This window comes from Pseudomonas sp. SDO5591_S426 (assembly GCF_054070755.1).
In genome coordinates, this window is sequence record NZ_JBSVXD010000106.1 from 1 (window position 1) to 21,542 (window position 21,542).

General features: G+C 55.3%; 12 protein-coding genes. 7 read left to right on the forward strand and 5 right to left on the reverse strand.

Annotated features, from left to right (window positions below; genetic code table 11):
- Nucleotides 1-157 precede the first annotated feature (157 nt).
- Together ACW9JC_RS19465 and ACW9JC_RS19470 are read left to right on the forward strand one after the other, a co-directional pair.
- Nucleotides 158-1,660, forward strand: a complete 1,503-nt coding sequence (locus ACW9JC_RS19465; RefSeq protein ID WP_457456916.1) for an ATPase domain-containing protein — start codon at nt 158-160, stop codon at nt 1,658-1,660.
- Nucleotides 1,660-3,327 (forward strand): ATP-binding protein, encoded by a 1,668-nt coding sequence (locus ACW9JC_RS19470; RefSeq protein WP_457456918.1) that lies wholly within the window; start codon nt 1,660-1,662, stop codon nt 3,325-3,327. Before ACW9JC_RS19465 ends, ACW9JC_RS19470 begins: the two co-directional genes overlap by 1 nt.
- Nucleotides 3,328-3,410: 83 nt before the next feature.
- Here ACW9JC_RS19470 and ACW9JC_RS19475 read toward each other — a convergent pair whose 3' ends face one another.
- The 5 genes from ACW9JC_RS19475 to ACW9JC_RS19495 all read right to left on the reverse strand — a co-directional run bounded on the left by ACW9JC_RS19475 (nt 3,411) and on the right by ACW9JC_RS19495 (nt 9,949).
- Nucleotides 3,411-3,788, reverse strand: a complete 378-nt coding sequence (locus ACW9JC_RS19475) for a response regulator (RefSeq protein ID WP_416126914.1) — start codon at nt 3,786-3,788, stop codon at nt 3,411-3,413.
- 77 nt (nt 3,789-3,865) lie between these two features.
- Nucleotides 3,866-5,047, reverse strand: a complete 1,182-nt coding sequence (locus ACW9JC_RS19480; RefSeq protein WP_457456920.1) for a hybrid sensor histidine kinase/response regulator — start codon at nt 5,045-5,047, stop codon at nt 3,866-3,868.
- Nucleotides 5,041-5,634, reverse strand: a complete 594-nt coding sequence (locus tag ACW9JC_RS19485) for a chemotaxis protein CheB (protein WP_338580807.1) — start codon at nt 5,632-5,634, stop codon at nt 5,041-5,043. The genes ACW9JC_RS19480 and ACW9JC_RS19485 overlap by 7 nt, the downstream gene beginning before the upstream one ends.
- Nucleotides 5,631-6,446 carry a CheR family methyltransferase gene (locus tag ACW9JC_RS19490; RefSeq protein WP_445177312.1) on the reverse strand — a complete coding sequence of 272 codons (816 nt, stop codon included), beginning with the start codon at nt 6,444-6,446 and terminating at the stop codon, nt 5,631-5,633. Before ACW9JC_RS19490 ends, ACW9JC_RS19485 begins: the two co-directional genes overlap by 4 nt.
- A gap of 11 nt (nt 6,447-6,457) precedes the next feature.
- Nucleotides 6,458-9,949 (reverse strand): response regulator, encoded by a 3,492-nt coding sequence (locus tag ACW9JC_RS19495; RefSeq protein WP_457456922.1) that lies wholly within the window; start codon nt 9,947-9,949, stop codon nt 6,458-6,460.
- 248 nt (nt 9,950-10,197) lie between these two features.
- Between ACW9JC_RS19495 and ACW9JC_RS19500 the strand changes: the two genes are divergently transcribed.
- From ACW9JC_RS19500 to ACW9JC_RS19520, 5 genes are all read left to right on the forward strand, one after another.
- Nucleotides 10,198-10,560: a response regulator gene (locus tag ACW9JC_RS19500; RefSeq protein WP_338580803.1), complete on the forward strand. Its 363-nt coding sequence runs from the start codon at nt 10,198-10,200 to the stop codon at nt 10,558-10,560.
- Nucleotides 10,561-10,705: 145 nt separating this feature from the next.
- Complete coding sequence (locus ACW9JC_RS19505) at nt 10,706-17,965, forward strand: hypothetical protein (RefSeq protein ID WP_457456924.1); 7,260 nt, start codon at nt 10,706-10,708, stop codon at nt 17,963-17,965.
- Between the two features lie 185 nt (nt 17,966-18,150).
- Nucleotides 18,151-19,446, forward strand: coding sequence for a glycosyltransferase (locus ACW9JC_RS19510; RefSeq protein WP_457456926.1), 1,296 nt, complete (start codon nt 18,151-18,153; stop codon nt 19,444-19,446).
- Between the two features lie 188 nt (nt 19,447-19,634).
- Nucleotides 19,635-20,507 carry a phospholipase gene (locus ACW9JC_RS19515; RefSeq protein WP_457456928.1) on the forward strand — a complete coding sequence of 291 codons (873 nt, stop codon included), beginning with the start codon at nt 19,635-19,637 and terminating at the stop codon, nt 20,505-20,507.
- Between the two features lie 83 nt (nt 20,508-20,590).
- Entirely contained in the window at nt 20,591-21,496 is a 906-nt protein-coding gene (locus tag ACW9JC_RS19520; protein ID WP_457456930.1) for an AraC family transcriptional regulator, read from the forward strand.
- Nucleotides 21,497-21,542: the final 46 nt, after the last annotated feature.

The following is a 21,542-nucleotide window of genomic DNA, read 5'->3' on the forward strand; positions in this document are numbered from 1 at the left end:
CGAAGGCTGCGATCTTTGCTTTGGTTCTTTTGCTTAACAATTAACTCCAGCATAAAAGGTTGAACGCTCGTCTCGGCCAAGGGTCAAGTGAAACAGGCAGCCCATAGTGGCACTCGTGCCAGTTGCCTCGTTCCCCTTAGTCAAGAGAGGGCATTTTTTGTCTACATCCAACGAGTTGATCAGCGCAAAAGCCGCCACCGGCATCGAGGGCCTCGATGACATCCTCAGTGGCGGATTGTCCCGCGGCCATGTGTTTTTGCTCGAAGGTGAGCCAGGCACCGGCAAGACTACGGTCGCCCTGCACTTTCTGTTAGCCGGTGCCAGAGCCGGCGAGCGCTCGTTGTACATCACCCTGTCCGAAACCGAGCGCGAATTGCGCCAGGGTGCGCGCTCCCACGGTTGGGAACTGGACGACAACGTCTGTATCTTCGAACTGACGCCGCCGGAAAACCTGCTCAATGCCGAGCATCAGCAATCGCTGCTGTACTCCTCGGACCTTGAGCTGGGTGAAGCCACCCGGCAGATTTTCGAAGTGGTCGAGCGGTTCAAGCCGTCTCGCGTGGTGCTCGACAGCCTGTCCGAGATCCGCTTGCTGGCGCAAAGCTCCCTGCGCTATCGCCGTCAGATCCTCGCGATCAAGCACTACTTCGTACGCTACGACGCCACCGTCGTGCTGCTTGACGATCTGACCACCGAATCCCTCGACAAAACCGTGCACAGCGTTGCCCACGGGGTGATTCGTCTGGAGGAACTGACCCCAAACTACGGCGCCGAACGGCGGCGTATTCGTGTGGTGAAGTATCGCGGCCAGAAGTACCGTGGCGGCTTCCATGACTTCACCATCATGGGCGACGGCGTGCATGTGTTTCCGCGCCTGGTGGCCGCCGAGCATCGAGGCGCCTACTTGCGCCAACAGTTGACCAGCGGCATCAAGGCAATGGACGCCTTGCTCGGCGGCGGCATCGAAACCGGCTCCAGCACATTGATACTGGGCCCGGCCGGCACCGGCAAATCCCTGATCGCCATGATCTTCGCTTCGGCGGCCGTGGCCCGTGGCGAGAAAGCCGCATTGTTCATCTTCGATGAAGAGCTCGGTTTGCTGTTCGAACGCATGAAGAACATGGGCATCGACCTGCAGGCACTGCAAGACACCGGCAACCTGTTGATCGAGCAAGTGGACGCTGCCGAATTGTCCCCCGGCGAGTTTTCCCACCGCGTGCGGCGCGCCGTCGATGAAGGCGAGATCAAAACCGTGGTGATCGACAGCATCAACGGCTATCAAGCGGCGATGCCTGAAGAAAACGCCCTGGTCTTGCACATGCACGAGTTGCTGCTGTACCTCAACCGAAAGGGCGCCGCGACCTTCATGACCGTTGCCCAGCATGGCCTGGTCGGCGACATGCAGGCGCCAGTCGACATCACGTATCTGGCGGACACGGTGATTCTGCTGCGCTATTTCGAAGCGTTGGGCAAAGTGCGCCGAGCGATTTCGATCATCAAGAAACGAACCGGCAGCCATGAGTCGACCATCCGTGAATATCGCATCAGCTCGACAGGCATGACCATCGGTGAACCGCTGGAAGCATTCCAGGGCGTGTTGCGCGGCGTTCCGACTTACCTGGGTGCGAGCATTCCCTTGCTCGGGGATGAAGCGCCGTGATGCCTCAGCCAGCAACGTCCGAGCGCGCGATCATTCTCGCGCCGCTGGGACGTGACAGTCAGATTGCGCTGATGCTGCTCAAAGAGGCAGGTTTCGATGGGGTCATCAGTGCTGATCTGATTGGGCTATGTACGGAACTGGAACAAGGCGCGGGTTTGCTGCTGATTTCCTCCGAAGCCTTGCTTGGCACTGATCTCCAACCGCTTTTAGTGCTGATAGAGCAACAGCCGGCCTGGTCGGATCTGCCGATTGTGTTGCTGACGCATCACGGCGGCCCGGAGCAGAACCCCGCCTCACGCTTCGGCCCGCTACTGGGCAACGTCACGTTCCTCGAACGGCCTTTTCATCCTGAGACCTTGGTCAGCCTGGTGACCACCGCCCTGCGTGGCCGACGACGACAGTATGAAGCCAGGGATCGGCTGGTGGACTTGAGTCAAAGCGAATTGCGCCTGCAAAACACTCTGGAAACCCTCGAGCAACAGGTTGAAGAGCGCACCGCTCAACTGCGCCAAAACGAGGAAGTGCTGCGCCAGTCGCAGAAAATGGAAGCGGTCGGCCAACTCACCGGCGGTATTGCCCACGACTTCAACAACATGCTGACCGGGATCATCGGCAGTCTGGAGCTTCTGCGTCGGCGCCTGAGTCGTGGCCGCACTGAAGATCTGGACAGTCTGATCGATCTGGGGGTGACGTCCGCCAACCGTGCCGCCGGCTTGACTCACCGGCTATTGGCGTTTTCCCGTCGCCAATCGCTGGATTCCAAACCCGTGGAAATGAACACCCTGGTGGTGTCCATGGGTGAACTGCTGCAGCGCAGCATCAACGAAAGCATTCGCCTGGACATGCAGTTGTGCGAGCAGTTATGGGTGGCCGAGGCCGACCCCAATCAACTGGAAAGCGCCCTGCTCAACCTGGTCATCAATGCCCGCGACGCCATGCCCGATGGCGGAAGGCTGGTGGTGCAAACCTCTAACCAGCGTCTGAACGCCGACTTCACCGAAGCCCACAGCAACCTCGAACCGGGGGATTACGTGGTGCTCAGCGTCACGGACAATGGCTGCGGCATGCCGCAAAGCATCATCAACCGCGTCTTCGATCCGTTCTTCACCACCAAGCCGATCGGCCAAGGCACCGGTCTTGGCTTGTCGATGATCTATGGCTTCAGCAAACAATCGCGGGGCCACGTGGCGATTCAAAGCAAAGAGGGTGAAGGCACCACCGTGAACCTGTTCTTGCCGCGCTTCGGTGGCGAGCCACTGCAAGAAAGTCCGGTCGATAGCCAGCATCCGCTCTTCGCGCAAAATGGTGAAACGGTGCTGATCGTCGAAGATGATCCGGCGGTGCGGGTGTTGGTGAGTACCGTACTGAGCGAACTGGGATACGCCTTCGTCGAGGCCGGCGATGCGGACGGCGCGATGCCGATTCTCGACTCGGGGCAACGTATCGATCTGATGATCAGCGATGTCGGGTTACCCGGCATGAATGGCCGGCAACTGGCGGAAATAGGCCGGCAATACCGGCCTGAGCTCAAGGTTTTGTTCATCACCGGCTACGCCGAGCACGCGGCGGTGCGCGGCGGTTTCCTCGACCCAGGCATGCAGATGATCACCAAACCGTTCACCTTCGACCTGTTGACGGCGAAGGTGCGGGAGATGATCAGTGCCTGAAACACAATTGTGCAGGAGCTGCCGAAGGCTGCGATTCACATCAAGATCAAGGGATCGCAGCCTTCGGCAGCTCCTACAGGGAATCAGGAAAGCATCTCTTCCATGATTTCCGCCAACACATCCAGGTCGAAAGGTTTTTCCAGGATCGGTGCCTTGGTGGTGATCGGGCTGCCCGTCTCACGGATTTCCTGCGGGTAACCACTGATAAAGATCACTTTGAGATCCGGTCGCAGTTTCACGGCAGGTTCGGCGATCTGCACGCCGGAGATTCCGCCAGGCAGCCTGAAGTCGGTAATCAGCATGTCCAGGTGCGGTTTGCTCGACAGGATATCGAAGGCCTGTTCGCCGTTTTCCGCCTGCAACACGCGATACCCCTGCCCCGACAGGTAATCTGTCAGCACCATCAGGATTACCGGTTCGTCCTCGACGACGAGGACTACGTCTTGTGCATCTTCACTCATGGGAAGCCTTTGTTCGGTCTATAGCTGCTGATACGACCGTGGGGTCGATCAGAGGTTGCGTTTATCTGGCTGTTTTCCTACAGCGGTAGACAAACGCGAAACAGGGCGCCTTCGCCAATCCGGCTGTCGACGGTAATGGTACCGCCATGGGCGGTGACAATCTGTTCGGAAATAAACAATCCCAGGCCCAGCCCGGCGACCGCGTGTTTGGCCGACACCCGCTCGAACTGCTGGAAAATCCGTTGCTGGTTTTCTTCGCTGATGCCGATCCCGAAATCCCGGACCTCGACCCGCGCCTCGCCGTTTTCACTGTACACCTTCACGTTGATCGGGCTCTTGGCACCGTAACGCAAGGCGTTGGTCAGCAGGTTGGAAATCACCTGTTCAATGCGGAATTCATCCCAGTTGCCGATTACCGGTTGCTCGGCGTCGAGGGAAACGGAGGCTTCGGCGGCCTCGATCTGTTGGGCAAAATTCTGTAACAAGCCATTTACCAGCGTCGACAAATCAAACAGCGTCGGCCGGATCGACAACTTGCCGGTGCGGATGCGCGACACATCGAGCATGTCTTCGATCAGGCGGATCAGGCTTTTGATCTGCCGTTCGTCGCGGTCGACCATGGCGTGCATTTTGTCGAGGCTGAACGCGGCGGCGTTGTCTCGCGCCAGGTGCATCTTGCGCAATTGAGTTTCGAGAATCAGCCCATTGAGCGGCGTGCGCACTTCGTGGGCGACGATGGACATGAAGTCATCGCGCATGCGCACGGCCTGCTGCAGTTCAAGCTGGGTGCTCTGCAACTGCGTGAGCAACGCTTCCTGCTCGCGGCGGCTCTGCTCCAGGGCTTCGACCTGCTGCTTCATCGCCTTGCTCTGGCGGTACAACTCGACGAACACGTTGACCTTGCTCTTGACCGCATGGATATCCAGCGGCTTGTGCAGAAAGTCCACGGCTCCGCTTTCATAGCCCTTGAACGCATAGTTGAGCTCGCGGCCGGCGGCGCTGACGAACACGATCGGGATGTTCTTGGTCTTCTCCGTGCCACGCATCAACTCGGCCAGTTCAAAGCCGTTCATGCCGGGCATCTGCACATCGAGAATGGCCATGGCGAATTCGTGTTGCAGCAACAGCGACAAGGCTTCGTCGGCCGATTGTGCCTTGTACACGATGCGGTCTTCGCGCTTGATCAGCGCTTCAAGTGCCAACAGGTTCTCCGGCAGATCGTCGACGATCAGCAGTTTGGCCGGGATATTACTTAGCATGCGATTTGTTCCAGCTCGACAAGCAAACTGCCAATGTCGTTGATTGAGAGAATGCGGTCAGGCTGCTGGATGTCCAGCGCTGCCTGCGGCATGGTCGCGACCTGAGCTTCGTTGGGGTCCTGCACGATTGTCAGGCCGCCATGCCGCTTGACCTGCGCCAGGCCAAAGGCGCCATCGCGATTGGCGCCGGTCAGCAACACGGCGGCCAGGCGCGAGCCGTAGGCATCGGCGGCGGATTCGAACAGGTAATCGATGGCGGGCCGCGAATAATGCACGCGGTCCTCCAGGCTCAAGGAAAAACTGCGGTCCTGCTCCACTGACAAGTGATAACCGGGCGCCGCGAAATACAGCGTTCCGGCTTCAATCGACGTTTTGTCGCTGGCCTCCAGCACCGGCAGGGCCACGCGCCGGGAGAAGACTTGTGCCAACTGGCTGCGGCGCTCGTTCGGCAAATGCAGGACTACGATGATCGGCAGCGCGAAACCTTCTCGCAGCCGCCCCAGGATATTGAGCAGCGCCTCTACGCCACCGGCGGAGGCACCGATCACGATCGCTTCTATGGAAGGCAAAGCTGTTGCACTGTTCATGTTTTGCGGTAGATCCGTTCTTGTTTGACCAACGGCTCGAACTGATTGCCAAAGGCCGAGAAATCCGGGGTTTCCTTACTGCCCAGCACCAAAAAGCCACGGTGGCACAGCGACTCGTGAAACAAACCGAAGGCTCGATCCTGAAGCTTTTTATTGAAATATATCAATACGTTACGACACGAAATTAATTGAGTTTCTGAAAACACACTGTCGGTTGCCAGGCTGTGATCGGCGAAGGTCACGTTTTCGCACAACGACTTGTCGAAAATCGCGTAACCGTAAGCCGCCGTGTAGTAGTCGGCGAACGACCGCTGGCCACCGGCCTGCTGGTAATTGGAAGTGTAGGCGCGGACATTCTCCATCGAGAAAATCCCTTGCTTGGCTTTCTCCAGCGAGCGCGGATTGATATCGGTGGCGTAGATGATCGTGCGCTCGAGCAGGCCCTCTTCACGCAGCAGGATCGCCATCGAATAGACCTCTTCACCGGTGCTGCAACCGGCAATCCAGATCTTGATCGACGGATAAGTCTTGAGCAGCGGCACTACCTCGCGGCGTATCGCCAGGAAGTGCGAAGGGTCGCGGAACATCTCGCTGACCGGGATCGTCAGCAATTGCAGCAGCTGCATGAACGCAGTCGGGTCATGCAGGACTTTTTCCTGCAGGGCCGAGATGGTATTGCACTCGAACTGGCTCAGCGCATGACCCACCCGACGCTTGATCGACGCGCCGGAGTAATCGCGAAAATCGTAGCTGTACTTGAGGTAGATCGCCTCGATCAGCAACCGCAGTTCGATCTCACTATTGCGAGTCAGATTGCTCTCCACTAGATACGTTCCATTTTCGGTAACCACACACGAATCAGTGAAAACAGGCGATCCAGGTCGATGGGCTTGGCCAGGTAGTCATTGGCGCCCGCCTGCAGGCAGCGCTCCTGATCATCCTTCATGGCCTTGGCCGTCACCGCAATGATCGGCAGCTTGCGCCAGCGCGGGTCCTTGCGGATCTCGATGGTGGCTTCGAAACCATCCATCTCCGGCATCATCACGTCCATCAACACCAGATCGATGTCTTCTACTTCATTCAATCGATCAATCGCTTCCCGACCGTTCCGGCCGATGACCACGACTGCACCCTTTTGCTCCAGCGCACTGGTGAGGGCGAAGATGTTGCGCACATCGTCGTCCACCAGCAGCACCTTGCGTCCCTCGAAGACCTTGTCGCGGCTGCGCGCGGTCTTGAGCATCTTCTGACGCTCATGGGACAACCGGGATTCGACTTTGTGCAGAAAGAGTGTCACCTCATCCAGCAAACGCTCGGGCGAACGTGCGCCCTTGATGATGATCGAGCGTGAATACTTGCGCAGTTCGGCTTCTTCATCGCGGGTCAGGTTGCGTCCGGTGTAGACGATGACCGGCGGGAACGAGCAGATTTCTTCGGTGGCCATGCGTTTGAGCAGGTCGTTGCCGAGCATGTCCGGCAGCTTGAGGTCGATGATCATGCAATCGAAGATCGTGGTGCGCAGCAGGTCCAGCGCCTCTTGTGCGAAACCGACGGCGGTGATTTCGATGTCGTCGTCGCCGATCAAGCGTGAAATGCTGTCGCGCTGCAAATCGTCGTCTTCCACCAGCAGTACGCGCTTGACCTTCTGGGTCAATTTGGCTTCCAGGCGCGCAAATACATCCTTGAGTTCTTCACGGGTGGTCGGCTTGACCGCGTAACCGATGGCGCCCATGTGCATCGCCGCTTCCACTCGATCTTCGACCGAAATCACATGCACGGGGATGTGTCGGGTTTCGGCGTGTTCCTTCAGGCGTTGCAGCACGGTCAACCCGGAATGATCCGGCAGACGCATGTCCAGCAGGATGGCGTCGGGAATGAACTGCCGGGCCAGGTCGTAACCTTCGTCGGCGCCGTGGGCCACCAGGCAGTGGTAACCCAATTCATGGGCGAGGTCGTAGAGGATGTGTGCGAAGTTGGGTTCGTCTTCCACCACCAGAATGCAGCGCGTGCCAAACGGTGCCTTGGCGCGGTCATCGTTGAAACGCGGGATATCGACTTCGGCGATCAATGGTTTCAACTGCGTAGCGACAACGCTCGGCGCGGGTGCCGCCGGCAGCGAACGCATCGGCTCAATCGGGCCTTCGCCCGGCTCTACATATTGTTGCGGCAACACCAGGGTAAACACACTGCCCTGCCCCGGCGTGCTGGACACGCTGATCGAGCCGCCGAGCAACGCCGCAAGGTCACGGGAAATCGACAGGCCCAGCCCCGTGCCGCCATAACGGCGATTGGTGGTGCCATCGGCCTGGCGGAAGGCTTCGAAAATACTTTCCTGCTGATCATCGGCAATGCCAATGCCGGAATCGCGGACGATGAAGGCAATGCCGTCGTTCGGTGCAGTGGCAACACTCAGGCTGACTTTACCTTGCTCGGTAAACTTCACCGCGTTGGACAAAAGGTTCTTGATCACCTGCTCCAGACGCTGACGATCAGTGAACATCATCGCTGGTGAACCGTCCTGCAACTCGATCTGGAAATCCAGTTGCTTGTCTTCAGCCAATGGCTGGAACATCCCGCGCAAACCGTCGACCAGGCGCGCCACGCTGGTGTTTTCCGGGCGGATTTCCAGCTTGCCTGCCTCGACCTTTGAAATGTCGAGAATGTCATTGATGAGGTTGAGCAGGTCATTGCCGGCGGAGTAGATCGACTCGGCAAACTTGACCTGTTCGGCGCTGAGGTTTTCCTGAGGGTTCTCCGCGAGCAACTTGGCCAGGATCAGCGAACTGTTCAGCGGTGTGCGCAGTTCGTGGGACATGTTGGCGAGGAATTCGGACTTGTACTTGCTGGAGCGCTGCAACTCTTCGGCGCGCTCCTCGAGCTGAGTTTGGGCCTGATTGAGTTCGGTGTTCTTCAGGTCCATGGCATCGCGTTGCTCGGCCAACACCTCGGCCTGTTCGGCCAATTGCTCATTGGTCTGCTCCAACTCGACCTGCTGGGTTTCCAGATGCGCCTGGGACTCCTTGAGAATCCGTGACTGCTCTTCGAGCTCTTCGTTGGCAGTCTTGAGTTCTTCCTGCTGGACCTGCAACTCTTCGTTGAGCTGCTGGGTTTCGGCCAGCACTTCCTGCAAGCGCTGGCGATAGCGCGCCGCTTCGATGGACGTGCCGATGTTACCGGCAATCAGTTCCAGCAGCTCAATGTCACGATCGTCCAATGGACGCAGGAAACCCAGTTCGATAACGCCATTGACCCGGTCATCATCGCTGGTCGGCACCACCAGCACACTGGCCGGCAAACCTTCGCCGAGGCCGGAACTGACCTTGAAGTAATCGCTCGGAACGCTATCCAGGCGAATCAGCCGCGCCTGTTGCGCGACCTGACCGACGATGCCTTCTTCACTGTAGATATGTTGTTCAACCGCCTCCTGCTCACGGGACAGACCGTAAGACGCTACGCGCCTCAGGCCGCCATGTTCCTCGCGGACATAAATCGCAGCCACGGCGCTGCCCAGGTACTGCGCGCAGAATTGCAGGATGTTGCGTCCCAACAGGTTGAGCGACAACTGCCCCAGCACTTGTTCAGCCAGTTCAGTCTGGCCATTGCGCAACCAGGCCTGACGTTCCAGCCGCTCGGCGCTGGCCTGTTGCTTGGCAAGATTGGCGCTGTACTGTTGCGACAGGTTGACCAGATCGCGACGGCCGACATATGCCAGCAAGCCGCTGATAGCAACGATGAACAACAGGTAAAGGGTGATGCTCCAGACCGTGGTGCGGCGCACTTCCTCGTTGCGCGTGGCACGCAACTGTTGCTCCATGTCGATTACGTCTTCGAACTGCTTGCGCACCTCGTCGGTCAGGCGCTTGCCTTTTCCGGCCCGGACCGCGCCGCGATAATCGCCGCTGGTGCGCTGCAAGTCGATCATGGTTTGCGCGTAAGCGGCCCACTCCTGCTGCAAGGCCTGTAGTCGGTGCAAACGGTCGGTCTGCGCCGGGTTATCGGCGGTCAGTTCGAGCAAGGTATTGAGTACGACGTCGATCCGCGGCTTGGCCGTTTCGTAGGGTTCGAGAAACTTGTCGTCGCCGCTGAGCAGGAAGCCGCGCATACCGGTTTCCAGGTCGACGGTCAGCTTGACCGCCTCATTGGCATTATTGATCACCCGGTCTGTGTGCTCGACCCACTGGATCGTCGACAGCAAATAAGTAATCAGCGACACGAAAAAAACCGCACTGATCACGCCGACACCCAGCGGCAGGCTGATGTTGCGGCTCAGGAGTTTACGGAATCGTTGCTCATCAACCGAAGACGCGGTGGTCATAATCAGGCCTTGTTGAACGGGTGAAAACCAAGGAGTTTGCCCCAAAACTGGCGCATTGATCCAATTTTCTCACGCGTTTACGCGCGAAGTCCTACATTCAGCTGCTCCCGTGCCGAAGGAGCGGTTATCCTTCTCTCTATTCTTTTTATAGCGCGTTGGGAACTTGTCGGGATCCGCCACTTACTCATGCAAGAGGGCCGGCGATTTCGATCGACCGGCAACCGCCCATCCAAATTGAGACCCCCACTATGTCCACCAACGCCTCCACCATCCTGGTCGTCGAAGACGACGCCATCGTGCGCATGCTGATTGTCGATGTGCTGGAGGAACTGGAGTTCAATGTGCTGGAGGCTGACGGCGGCGAGCAGGCGCTGAAAATTCTCAACGACGTTGATCAGCACATTGACCTGATGATGACCGATGTTGGTTTGCCGATCATGGACGGGCGGGAGCTGGCGATTGAGGCACGCAAGTTGCGCCCTGCGCTGCCGATCCTGTTTGCCAGTGGCTATGCCGAAAGTATTGATGTGCCTGAAGGTATGTATCTGATTGGCAAACCGTTCTCGATTGATCAGTTGCGGGATAAGGTCAAAGGTATTCTTGGCAATTAACAAATACCTGTCTGATCCCCGATAAACTCCAGAGATTTCCATCACTATTCAAAAAAATGGATCGCTTATCTTTCTGCGCCAGGTGCCTTGGCTCCCTTTATAGGGAGTCGGGAGTTTCCTTCATTTTGCGTATGGAAGAGTCTACATGCCCCCCGTCAATGCCACCGCTACTGCATCAACGTCACGTACAGCCACGATTTTCAATCAAGCTACATCTCAAGCCAAAAATCGGCTGTCCAATGCAAGTGCGCGTAACAACCAGGCGTCTAGTCCGTTTTATGCAGTTCCGAATCAACTCGCGTCTGTAGACCGCCATCCTCGGAATCCTGAACTACCCATTCCATGCCCGGTGTACACCGGACTCCCGGAAAGCAAAGATCTCCCCGATCGTCTTAAAAAAGAAGGCTCTATATCCAATCAACCGTCTCTGGAAAAGGCATGGTCATCACTCGAGAACCGACTGCGAAACGGCGCTGTCTCGGAAGACGATGCGTTAGCGGTGCTTAAATCCGGCATCTTGCAAACTGACACCGGCAAAGTGCTGACTCCACTCTTCGTCAAGGCGATGATGCGCTCGATCAAGCCGCTGGACGGGCTCAAACCGGAACAGTTACGCGAGTTCGTGGAAATTATCTGTCACCTGCCACCTGAGCGCTGGGCGAACAGTTTCGGGGAGAACGTCAAATTTCCTAGCGGTAGTACAGGTGAGGGGGTCACGGGACTTATCCAGTCGCAATTGACACTATCAATTGTTGTGCGTGATCAGAAAATTTCCGCGGGGGAACTGCTCGATGATGACACGTGGAAGGCGGTGCGCGATTTCACGCAGCAAATGCGTACATATGTTCGCATTTCGAGCGATGAAGAGCTCAACGACTTTTTGGGGCAGCTCGAAGACTTCATTCATGTCCGGCCATCACCGCAAGAAGCCCAGTCGCTGATAGCCAGTTCTGTTGAAGCCATGGAAGAACCCCGTCCCAATGAGCGTAAACGTTGGCCAAAGAGCTTTCTGGAAAAGGCGCAGAAGCTCAGCGAGCGGTTAAAGGCGATTGAGGTTGTCGATACTCGGCCAGAGCCCACGGGCCTCGGGGAAGTTGAGAACTCCGCAGTTGCGGTCGCATATGATTTTGAGTTTGGCATCAAGGCTAAGTCGACTACCGCAAATAAGGTTCAGCGCCCGCCGCAATCGCAACTCCTGGCGGAGATGGACATTATCGAAAAAAGCTCCCGTTTTTATAACGAAGTCGACATTCGGGGCCCTGTTCCTCCTGACAGCAAATGGGCAATGGGTACTTATCTGCTCCATGCTGCAAGTGTGCTGACAGCCCTGATGCCAGATATGACGATTGAAAAACCCTCCACTCTTGCACCGAAGAGAATTGGTACCCAATCGAAACGGCCAGGTACCAGCTTTAATCCGGCTTATCCAACGTACAACGCGGCGCCGCTTGTAAAACCCAACACTGGAGCTGACTCGGACTTCAAAATCAGTGCAGGTACGCAAGCCCCCCTACATTCAGGCATGGGTTCGATCGGCCCTGAAATCAGAATTTTGCCGGAGTCCACGTTTGCCTCTTCGGAGAAACGCCAGCCCGCAACTCATTCAGAAAACACAATCGGTGCTGGAACCTCGAGTGCGACACCTCCTGAACCTGCATCGGCGCTCTCGACGGAAGCTTCGCTGACCCAGTGGGTACATTCAGTTCAAGATATTTTGCATCGAATCGACAATATACTGAGGTTTCCGGAGGCCGCTGCTGCCGATATTCCGTTAGATGACCTTCAGGCTTTACTTGAAAAGGCAGAGAAAGGTGAGCCGCATGCCCCCCCCGCAGGATGGTGGGAGACGATTGGCCCAAGGATTTACGAGACATTATCCGGCATGACTGCGCTAGCAGGCAGCTACATGACCGCGGCTGGCAGTGCCGCATATCGACAAGCCACAGAGCATCCTTTTCGAACAGGCACAATCTCCGTCTCGACAGCTGCACTCATTGCGGGATCAATCGCACTCTATAACCACCTGAACCAACGGTATGCAGGACAGGCACCCAATTTGCCTGAGCCGGTGCTACCCAACACAACTACCGAGACCGCAGAAACGCCAACCTCCGAAGGGCCTGAGTCAACCGGACCGATATCCACAAATGCGCCCGCCGATGACCTCATCCCCAAAGAAAGCCTTGCCCTTCACCAAGAGCTGATCGAGGATAAAATCGAGGAAATCCTTGATACCCCTGTCGCAAAGGGCCAACCAACTCTTTTAACGTCCATCCTCGAGTTAATGTACCAATCCACCGAGCACAACTTGCTCGCCGACACTCAATTACTGCAAAACATCGAAACTCTGCTGGAGCAACACAGCACAAAAGAACCTGCAAGAACCTATGCCGAACTGATTCAGGAGGCAGAGGCGCAAACCCATGGGCCGCAGGACGTCGCTCAGTCCGCCTCGCCAAGGGTCAAGCGCGATGCAGCCGATGCCGAGGCGCGTCCGCTGACTGGCGATGTCGAACAAAACGCCTCTGATATGGAGGTAACCCTTAATCAATTTCTTGCAACGATGGATGAACTGCGCCGTCCCGTCGTTGAAGTTGACGACGACATCGACACGCCAGTAGATCCAGAATTGCGTACCGCTCAAGACGTCGTCCGGTTGCTGCGCAGCAGACGCAATGTCGGGTGGACTGATGTTTCGCGGTCTAACGGTGACGGGCAATTAGCGACTAGCTACGCCCAGGCCTTGGCGAACTTCACCGACGCAGATGCCAGCCGCACCACACTGGAGGTTTCTGTCCCGACGCACTCCACGCTCGGTCAATGCTGGTTGAATTATGCGAGTGCACTCAGGGACCCATTCTTTATGGATTGGGCTCATGCAGCAGGGCTGGATCTTTCTACCGTTAAAGTTCACCCTGAATCGAACATGATCTCCGGGATGGTCAACGGTGCAAGGGTCGGTTTTACTCTAAATGATACCGGCTGGGCCAGCGTTGCTGGAGATATACTCAAAGCGGCAAAAGTCATCAGTTCAACCGCAGACAGTATTCCGTCCCCTTCTGGCTCACGAGTTCCAATTGCATTGGTCGCAGGGTTTTATGCAGAGCAATTGCCAGCAAGCAGGAGCGAAGCGCTACGACGTTCAACCGAGCTGAAAAACACTCCAGTATTTTCTGCAACAGTGCCTGCGGAATTGCTAGAGCAAAGATCAGAATCGGCTGTTAAAGCCCAAAAACAACATATCGCGGACGTTTATACCAATCATGGATTGGTAATGGCCTTGAATGATCTCGTTAAAAGCAAACCCGATAACGAACCGGTGGATCTCGACAGCCTTGCTATATCTGCCGCACCAAACTCCTTGTTCGCGGCCAAGTACCCAATCGAATCCAGACGTATGGTCAGTGCCCATCGCTATATCAACGCCATGGGTTGGATAGTTCCGAAGACCGTCGCCGATGTACGCAATCTGGTTGATGTATTGACCACGACTATTCCTGAAAGCCAAAAATACGGTAATTTTCAGGGCGCCCTGTCCTATCCGATCCCATTGAAGCCCGCGGACCTAGATGCTCTTGACAGTGAATTCAAAACCTTTCTAGCCGAAGTTCAAGCCAGGGATTTTGTTAAATTGTTGACAACATCTCCCCCCGAGAAAGGTCTGGAGCTCGCGATTGAGTCTGATATAGGGAGAGAACTGGGAAAAAGGCTTGCGTCAAAGCTCAACGTCATAACGACACAAACCAGTGGCGCTGATTTGCTGCTGGCGGCGCTGCTACGTTTCTTGGACCCCGCATACGGCCAGCAGCGCAATCACGTTGCGGGATATCACCTGACCCAAGAGGCGAATTGGTCAGCAAAACCCTCGGAGGTGATCAGCGAGCTAGAAAAACACCTTATTAGGACGGGTAAGGCCGGTGCCGGAACTGCGCCAGCCTTAGCGCGGGTCTTGCTTGCCGGTCTAGCACCAGAGTTTTTGGTCAAAAACCTGCCAGACAACCTGGTCTGTAGTTCCCATACCTGGGTAATGCTGCGCATCGGTGTAGCGCGTATAGAACAACTGGCACCGGGTGCGTCCGCCAAGATGACTTTTGGGCAAGTCATGGAATACGCCAACACGTCCGCTATTACCGTCGGCCAGGACATCGCGGTGCAGATGTTAACCGCGAATCCGGTAATTGATTGGGCGATTGCCCATGGTGTCATCGCACGCAATGCCAACGAAACCTATACACAACAACAATTGGAAATTGCCCTTGAAAAGCTCCAGGCGACCCGCGAAGCACTCGCACGGGCCAAGGCCTATCTTTCAGCTCCCGTTCCAACACGAGAAAGCCTGGGACTGGCTGAACTGACCAGGGTTTTCGGTGCAGGCTTGCCCTTTCTGGATCCGTGTTTCAGGGCGACGGGTTCGCCCATGCCGCAATTCGGCTATTCGCTGGCGGATCTCTACATCACCGGAAAGTTGGCAGTTGGCGAATGGCAGTCGTCGAATCCGCAATTATCCATCGATATGGTAGAGAGCAAGCTCAGAGAGCTGAAAAACGTCGGCGATTTGTTTACCAAAAGTTTTGATGAATATTTTACCCAATTGCGTACCGGGTCCGAGTCAATTTTTAAATATCTGGTTTCGCAACTACCATTAGAAGATAGGCGAAGCCTTGAATACGGAAAGCAAAAATATTATTCACTTAGAAGTGAGATCGATGTTGCTCCTGGCTGGAAAAACAAAGAAACCTTAGATAATAGCAAGGGCCGCCACGGCATTTTGATACGATCGGAGTTTCAAGAAAAAGTAACATGGTACGAAGTATTCCCTTCATCGGCACAGATCCGAAAGCGGGATCTGACGGAACCACTGAAGCTGGGTGGAAAGCTAAAAACCTCACACGACTTCTTTCCACCAATTAAATATCAAGCTGCAACCTCGCAGCCCTTTGATTGGAGCGCCTATAACAACGGAACAGCTCCACGAGACGGTGCAGTTTCAAACATCATCATAGATGAAATCAAGCCCGTAAGGCAGCAGGCCACGCTCTATGGGCCTAACTATGATTTCAGCTCGCCATCCAATGCGTTCTCACCTGCCTCTCATATTGGAGATATCGCCAAAGTCGTCGTGGAAGAACATTTCATCACCGGGAAAGAAAAGTTACATGAATTAGCGAAAGGAATGACTGTTTCGGAAGAACAGGAGGCATATACAAAACAGGCAATGGACTTCATCGGATCGCTGGTGCCTTTTAAATCCATGATTGAGAATATCCAGAAAGGCAATACCGGGGCCGCAGTCCTGGACTTTCTTTTGGATACCTGCGGGTTTGTCGTACCCGGTTTCGGTGCTGCCGGCAAAATCGGAACTGTCATGAAATCAGGTGCCCCGCTCATTCCTAAAGCCATGAAAATGACTTGGATTGCTGGCAAAACTGTCGTCACCGCCTCAAACCCTCTCGACGGGGTTGTTGATTTGTTCAAAGGCGGAGCAAACGCGGTATGCAAACTTGGCACGAAAGCTTACAGCGCTGTTGACAAAGGTATCGACCGGCTCAAGAGTCTTTATGGTCTAAGCAGCATTGACCCGGCTTTCCTGTTAAAGCGAGCGGACATCGCCCAAGGCGTGGTCGACATAAGTCGAGTTGCTGGGCAGACCGAGAACGTCAAAGCGTTGTTCAAGGAGGGTAAATGGTATGCCTTTGACGAGGCCGCTAATCGCCCGTACGGCCCTCCTCTTGAAAACTTCATACCCGATAGTTCCATTGCACTGGAGCGGACAACGTTCAGTGATGGAACAAGTGCCCTGACACCCTCTCGGCTGTTCGATCAAGAGCCGCATACAATACAGCGCTCGTCATACACTGACGTTGTGTACGGCGATAAAGTCTATCGGCTGGATCCTGCACACCCAGATGAGCTCATCGACATAACATCCCCCACCTACCTCAAGGAATTAGAAGGATTTGGCGATGTTTGCAGCATAGATGGCAGGTCGAAGCGTAGCCCTCACCCCTGTTTTTCGAAACTGGTCCTGAGCAAAAAAACGCGTGCCGAGAGACGATTGCAATCCCTTGAACATAAACGTCTTCATCCCTCACTCGCATCCACGGGGGGAATTTGTAAGATAGTTCATGAAAGGCGAATCTATACTCTGGTAGATAATGGCCAAACTCAAAAACTTATTCCAGGTCAACTAAACACCCCCCTGCAATTCAAATCTCAGACAACAGGAAGCCTTATCAATGACAGGCATTTTGGGATGCTGAACAAGCAAGTGGATGCCGAACTTGAACGAACAACCCGTGTGGTTAAAATCGATAACGTTATCCATGGAGAGGATGGCCAACGTGAAATGAGAGGCTTCTTGGTTTCTTATGACCATGAAAATACTGGAGTGAAATCCTATTTAGTAGTGGAGGTGGATGCCGGGTTATTTTACTACTGTGATTATAACCCCGCGATTACCAACGCCATTATATTCAAAAAAATTGACACTCTATACTCTGACACCCTCGGCAACGCCCTCATCAGAGAGCATGGCAAGCTCATGGATCCATACCGCATTGCTGCTGGCATACCGATTAACAACGACTTTGTTTCACTGCCTCCGTTGGATTCGTTGTACTTGGATCTGGTGACACATAAGGGTTACACACCTCAAAAAATCGACGAGTTGAAAACGAAAATAGCACTTCTTACTGAAGAAAAAAAACGTGAGTTTGTTCTTGCTCTTTGGAACAAGGGTAAAAGCCGAACTGTGGAAATCGCCGCCCACGCAATAAAAGTCGAACCAATAGCCAAGGCGCCCGGATTCAATACACTTTCTGCCGCTGATCAGAACAAGGCATACGCCGACGGCGCAAAAGCCATGGTTGACCAGCAATTCGAGGCAACAGGACTTAGATCAGCCAACCAGGCAATTTCGACTGATCTGAATGATCTTCAGCGAGTGGTGCTCACTCGACCGGTAGTAATTTGGGAGTATACCAGGACCAAAGCTCCGAACTACGCCGATCTGATCCTTAAAACCGGCGCTGGTAACTGTGACCAAATGGCCGCGGCAGCCAAGGCAATCATCACAGACAGTGGCGGCACCGCTACGATCTGGCAAATGCCGGGCGCCCATACCTTTACGGTAGTCGGAGTACCTCCTGGCACAATTACCAAAACCATCGACTTCAGAGAGGCGGTTTTTAAAGATGCGTGGATCGTGGACCCTTGGGCGGAAATAAGTTGCAAGGCGAGTGAGTACATGACGCTATTGGAATTCAAGATGATCAGTTGGGAGTTGGATGGGAAATCACTTCAGATGACCGATTGGCTAGCTCCTGACCCAATTTCTGATTGGGAAAGCCCGGTTAAACCTCTATGGATTTCGCAGTTGATCCAGGGAGAGAAAATTGCTGCATAACTGACATGCCTACATGACTGCACCTCTAATGAGATGCTTTTTTCACGACGCCTCCGATTGGGAGGCGTCTGTTTATGCACATATCATCCGCTCAATCATCCCACCGAAACCATTAGTGGCTGTGCTTTAATTGCGCCCAGCTTGCATTAGTGCCTCTATCAGCCCGTTTCAAGGATCTCACTTTGATGAGTCAACCCCACGCAACCAAAGTCCTGGTCATTGGTTACGTCTGGCCCGAGCCCCGCTCCTCCGCGGCCGGTGGCCATATGATGCAAATCCTTGAAACGCTCCTTCAGCAAGGCTGGGACATCACCTTCAGTAGCCCAGCCGGCACCGGTGAACATCGCGCTGACTTGACCACGCTGGGCATTCGCGAAGTGCCTATTGAGCTGAACAACAGTAGTTTCGACACGTTTATCAGCGAACTGGCCCCGGATGTGGTGCTGTTCGATCGCTTCATGATGGAAGAGCAATTCGGCTGGCGCGTGGAAAAACACTGTCCCGATGCCATGCGGGTGCTCGAAACGTCCGATCTCCAGAGCCTGCGCGACGCCCGGCATCAGCGCCTCAAGGAGCGCCTGAAGGCCAGCGATGATGCCGACGACTTCAGCGAATTGTTTGCCCCGGCGTTACGTGAAGAGTTTCAGTTCATGGCTGACACCGACCTGGCCAAACGGGAGATCGCGGCGATCTATCGTTGCGACCTGAACCTGATGATTTCCGAAGTGGAAATCGAATTGCTGGTCGAACAGTTCAAGGTGCCACGCAACCTGTTGCACTGGTGCCCGCTGATGGTCGACCTGCCGACCGATACGCCCGTACCGTTTGAGGATCGCGCGCACTTTCTGCACATCGGCAACTTCCGGCACGCGCCGAACTGGGACGCAGTGCTATGGCTGAAAACCACGATCTGGCCGTTGATCCGTGCACAGTTGCCGGCCGCGCAGCTGCATATCTACGGCGCTTACACGCCGCCCAAGGCCACCGCACTACACAACGCGGCGCAGGGCTTTCATGTGCTGAACTGGGCGGAAGATGCCCTGCAAGTCATGTCGGCGGCGCGAGTGTGTCTGGCGCCATTGCGGTTTGGTGCTGGTATCAAGGGCAAGATCGTGGATGCAATGCTCTGTGGCACACCCAACGTCACAACACCAGTGGGTGCGGAAGCGATGCACGGCGATGAGCCATGGCCCGGTTCCGTTACGCGTTCGGCGCGAGAGTTCGCCGATGACGCCGTGCAGCTCTACAAGGACAAGATCCAGTGGCTGAATGCCCAGACTCAGGCTCAAGCCTTGTTGGCCAGCCGTTACCAGCAGTCCATCCATGGCCCGGCGCTGATCGAGCGACTGGTAGATTGCCAGCGGAATCTGGGCAATATCCGGCGCGATAACTTCACCGGCAGCATGCTGCGCCACCATCAACACAAAAGCACCCAATACATGGCGCAATGGATTGAGGCGAAAAACCGCCATCAACAGTGAGTTATCGGATCAGCCAACCATTTAACTCGAGAAAGCGCAAAGCAACTAACCTCGGCAACTAAAACATCTCTTGCATTACCTTCCGCCTTGGCGTGCCGCATATATAAAACTATAAATACCCAGGCACTTCAAACCGAATATCGGCCCCCATCAAAAATGGGTGCCATTGCTTATGCAAGGATGCATTAATGACCAATGTCGCACTGGAAAACCTCAAACTTAGTCACTGGATGGCCTCGACCTCAAGTATGGATGTCTTAACGCTTGGCGAATTGATTCTGCCGGGTGCCCATAATAGTGGCATCGACAAAAAGGCAACTTACGCGGCCCCAGGCGTTGCCCACTGGGTAGCGTGTCAGAACAACTCCTTTTACGATCAACTGCGCGATGGGGCCCGTGCACTCGATGTACGAGTCGAATATGACGTAGACCCCAGAGGGGTGGGCACGTTCTGGTTCCAGCACAACGGAGTGAAATCATCGCGCTCGCTTGAAAACCTGGTCATGCAGCTGATTCGTTTCCTGGAGGAAAACCCCGATGAATTTGTACTTGTAGACTTCCATGAACTGAACAGTGGCAATACGGCATTCGACCCTCAGGAATTCAACCGCTTTTTGCTGACCCATCTTGGCCCGAGAATCATTCCCTATAACAATAGATACCTGAGCCTTGGCCAATTGAAAGAAGTCAGCGGCGTCCAGCGTGTATGGCTGGCCGCACAGCAACACCCCGCTCTGCACCAAGCCTGGTTTCAACCGAAAATCGCCCATCACTGGAGCGGGATAGGCGATACCAGCATCAATGAACTTGAGGCCCACATTGATAGAGTCATGCAGCGGCCGCCTACTGGCTCTAACCCGTGGTCGCTCTCCGCGACGAGTTACAGCCTCGCCCTGGGTCCTGTAAACATCAAGGAGCAACTCAATCAATGGTTCGATCCAAACACGGGGCATTGGGCTCTGAACTGTAGCGTAATCAATGCAGATTTTTTCGAAGATAGCCGCCTCGTCAGGAACTGTCGGACCGCCAACTTAATAAAAGCCCGGCAACGACCTGAATAATCCTGTTTCGCAGCGCTGTAACTGGCGTTACCTACCCCACTGGGGGCATGATCGAAGCGCGATAACAAGAAAAGTGTACCGACATGACCCGAAGCGCCAGAGTCACCGACCCTTCCTACGAACTGATGGACGACCATAACGGGTTGTCCATCATCTATCGCCAGCACGGTTTCCCCTGCCCTCTGGTGCGCTGGCATTTCCACAAGGAATACGAACTGCACCTGATAGTCGCCAGTTCCGGCAAGGTGTTCATCGGCGACTACATCGGTAACTTCTACCCCGAAACCCTGTTCCTCACTGGCCCCAACCTTCCGCATAACTGGATCAGCCAGGTGGCCGAGGATGAAGTGGTGCCCAAGCGCGACATGCTGGTCAACTTCACGGACGAGTTGTTCGACAGCGGCTATCAGGTGTTCGCCGAACTCAAGACCCTGGCGCCGTTGCTTGAGCGGGCGCAGTACGGCATCGAGTTTCGCTGCAAGCACACCATCCGCAAGGCGATGGACCTGATGCAACGCATTGCCGAGACCACCGGCGTAACCCGACTCGGGCACTTTTTTATCCTGCTGGAATTGCTCGCCGCTTCCGACGATTACCAGTTGCTGTCCGGCGCGACGACGCCGCAACTGGCGGACGAACACAACATCGATCGCACCAACCGTGCGGTGGATTACATCTTCACCCACTACGCCCGCGACTTGACGCTTGAGGAAGTTGCCGAGCACCTGGGCATGAAGCCGACGTACTTCAGCCGTGTGTTCAAGCAGGCCACCGGGCGCAACTTCATCGAGTTCGTCAATCGCCTGCGTATCAGTAAATCCTGCGAGTTGCTGGCCGATGGCGATAAACCGGTGACCGACGTGTGTTTCGAGTCCGGGTTCAACAATATTTCCAATTTCAACCGGCGCTTTCAGCAACTCAAGGGCATGACGCCTTCGCATTATCGGCGGCTGGTGGTGCAGCGGTTGACTGAGCAGAATTTGGGTTAAAAATCAAAAGATCGCAGCCTTCGGCAGCTCCTACAGGGTAGGTGCA

Excerpts from the sequence above, each read along its gene's own strand:
- ACW9JC_RS19470 (WP_457456918.1), top strand. The coding sequence starts at position 1,660 with ATGCCTCAGCCAGCAACGTCCGAGCGCGCGATCATTCTCGCGCCGCTG.
- ACW9JC_RS19475 (WP_416126914.1), bottom strand. The coding sequence starts at position 3,788 with ATGAGTGAAGATGCACAAGACGTAGTCCTCGTCGTCGAGGACGAACCG.
- ACW9JC_RS19480 (WP_457456920.1), bottom strand. The coding sequence starts at position 5,047 with ATGCTAAGTAATATCCCGGCCAAACTGCTGATCGTCGACGATCTGCCG.
- ACW9JC_RS19485 (WP_338580807.1), bottom strand. The coding sequence starts at position 5,634 with ATGAACAGTGCAACAGCTTTGCCTTCCATAGAAGCGATCGTGATCGGT.
- ACW9JC_RS19495 (WP_457456922.1), bottom strand. The coding sequence starts at position 9,949 with ATGACCACCGCGTCTTCGGTTGATGAGCAACGATTCCGTAAACTCCTG.
- ACW9JC_RS19500 (WP_338580803.1), top strand. The coding sequence starts at position 10,198 with ATGTCCACCAACGCCTCCACCATCCTGGTCGTCGAAGACGACGCCATC.
- ACW9JC_RS19505 (WP_457456924.1), top strand. The coding sequence starts at position 10,706 with ATGCCCCCCGTCAATGCCACCGCTACTGCATCAACGTCACGTACAGCC.
- ACW9JC_RS19510 (WP_457456926.1), top strand. The coding sequence starts at position 18,151 with ATGAGTCAACCCCACGCAACCAAAGTCCTGGTCATTGGTTACGTCTGG.
- ACW9JC_RS19515 (WP_457456928.1), top strand. The coding sequence starts at position 19,635 with ATGACCAATGTCGCACTGGAAAACCTCAAACTTAGTCACTGGATGGCC.
- ACW9JC_RS19520 (WP_457456930.1), top strand. The coding sequence starts at position 20,591 with ATGACCCGAAGCGCCAGAGTCACCGACCCTTCCTACGAACTGATGGAC.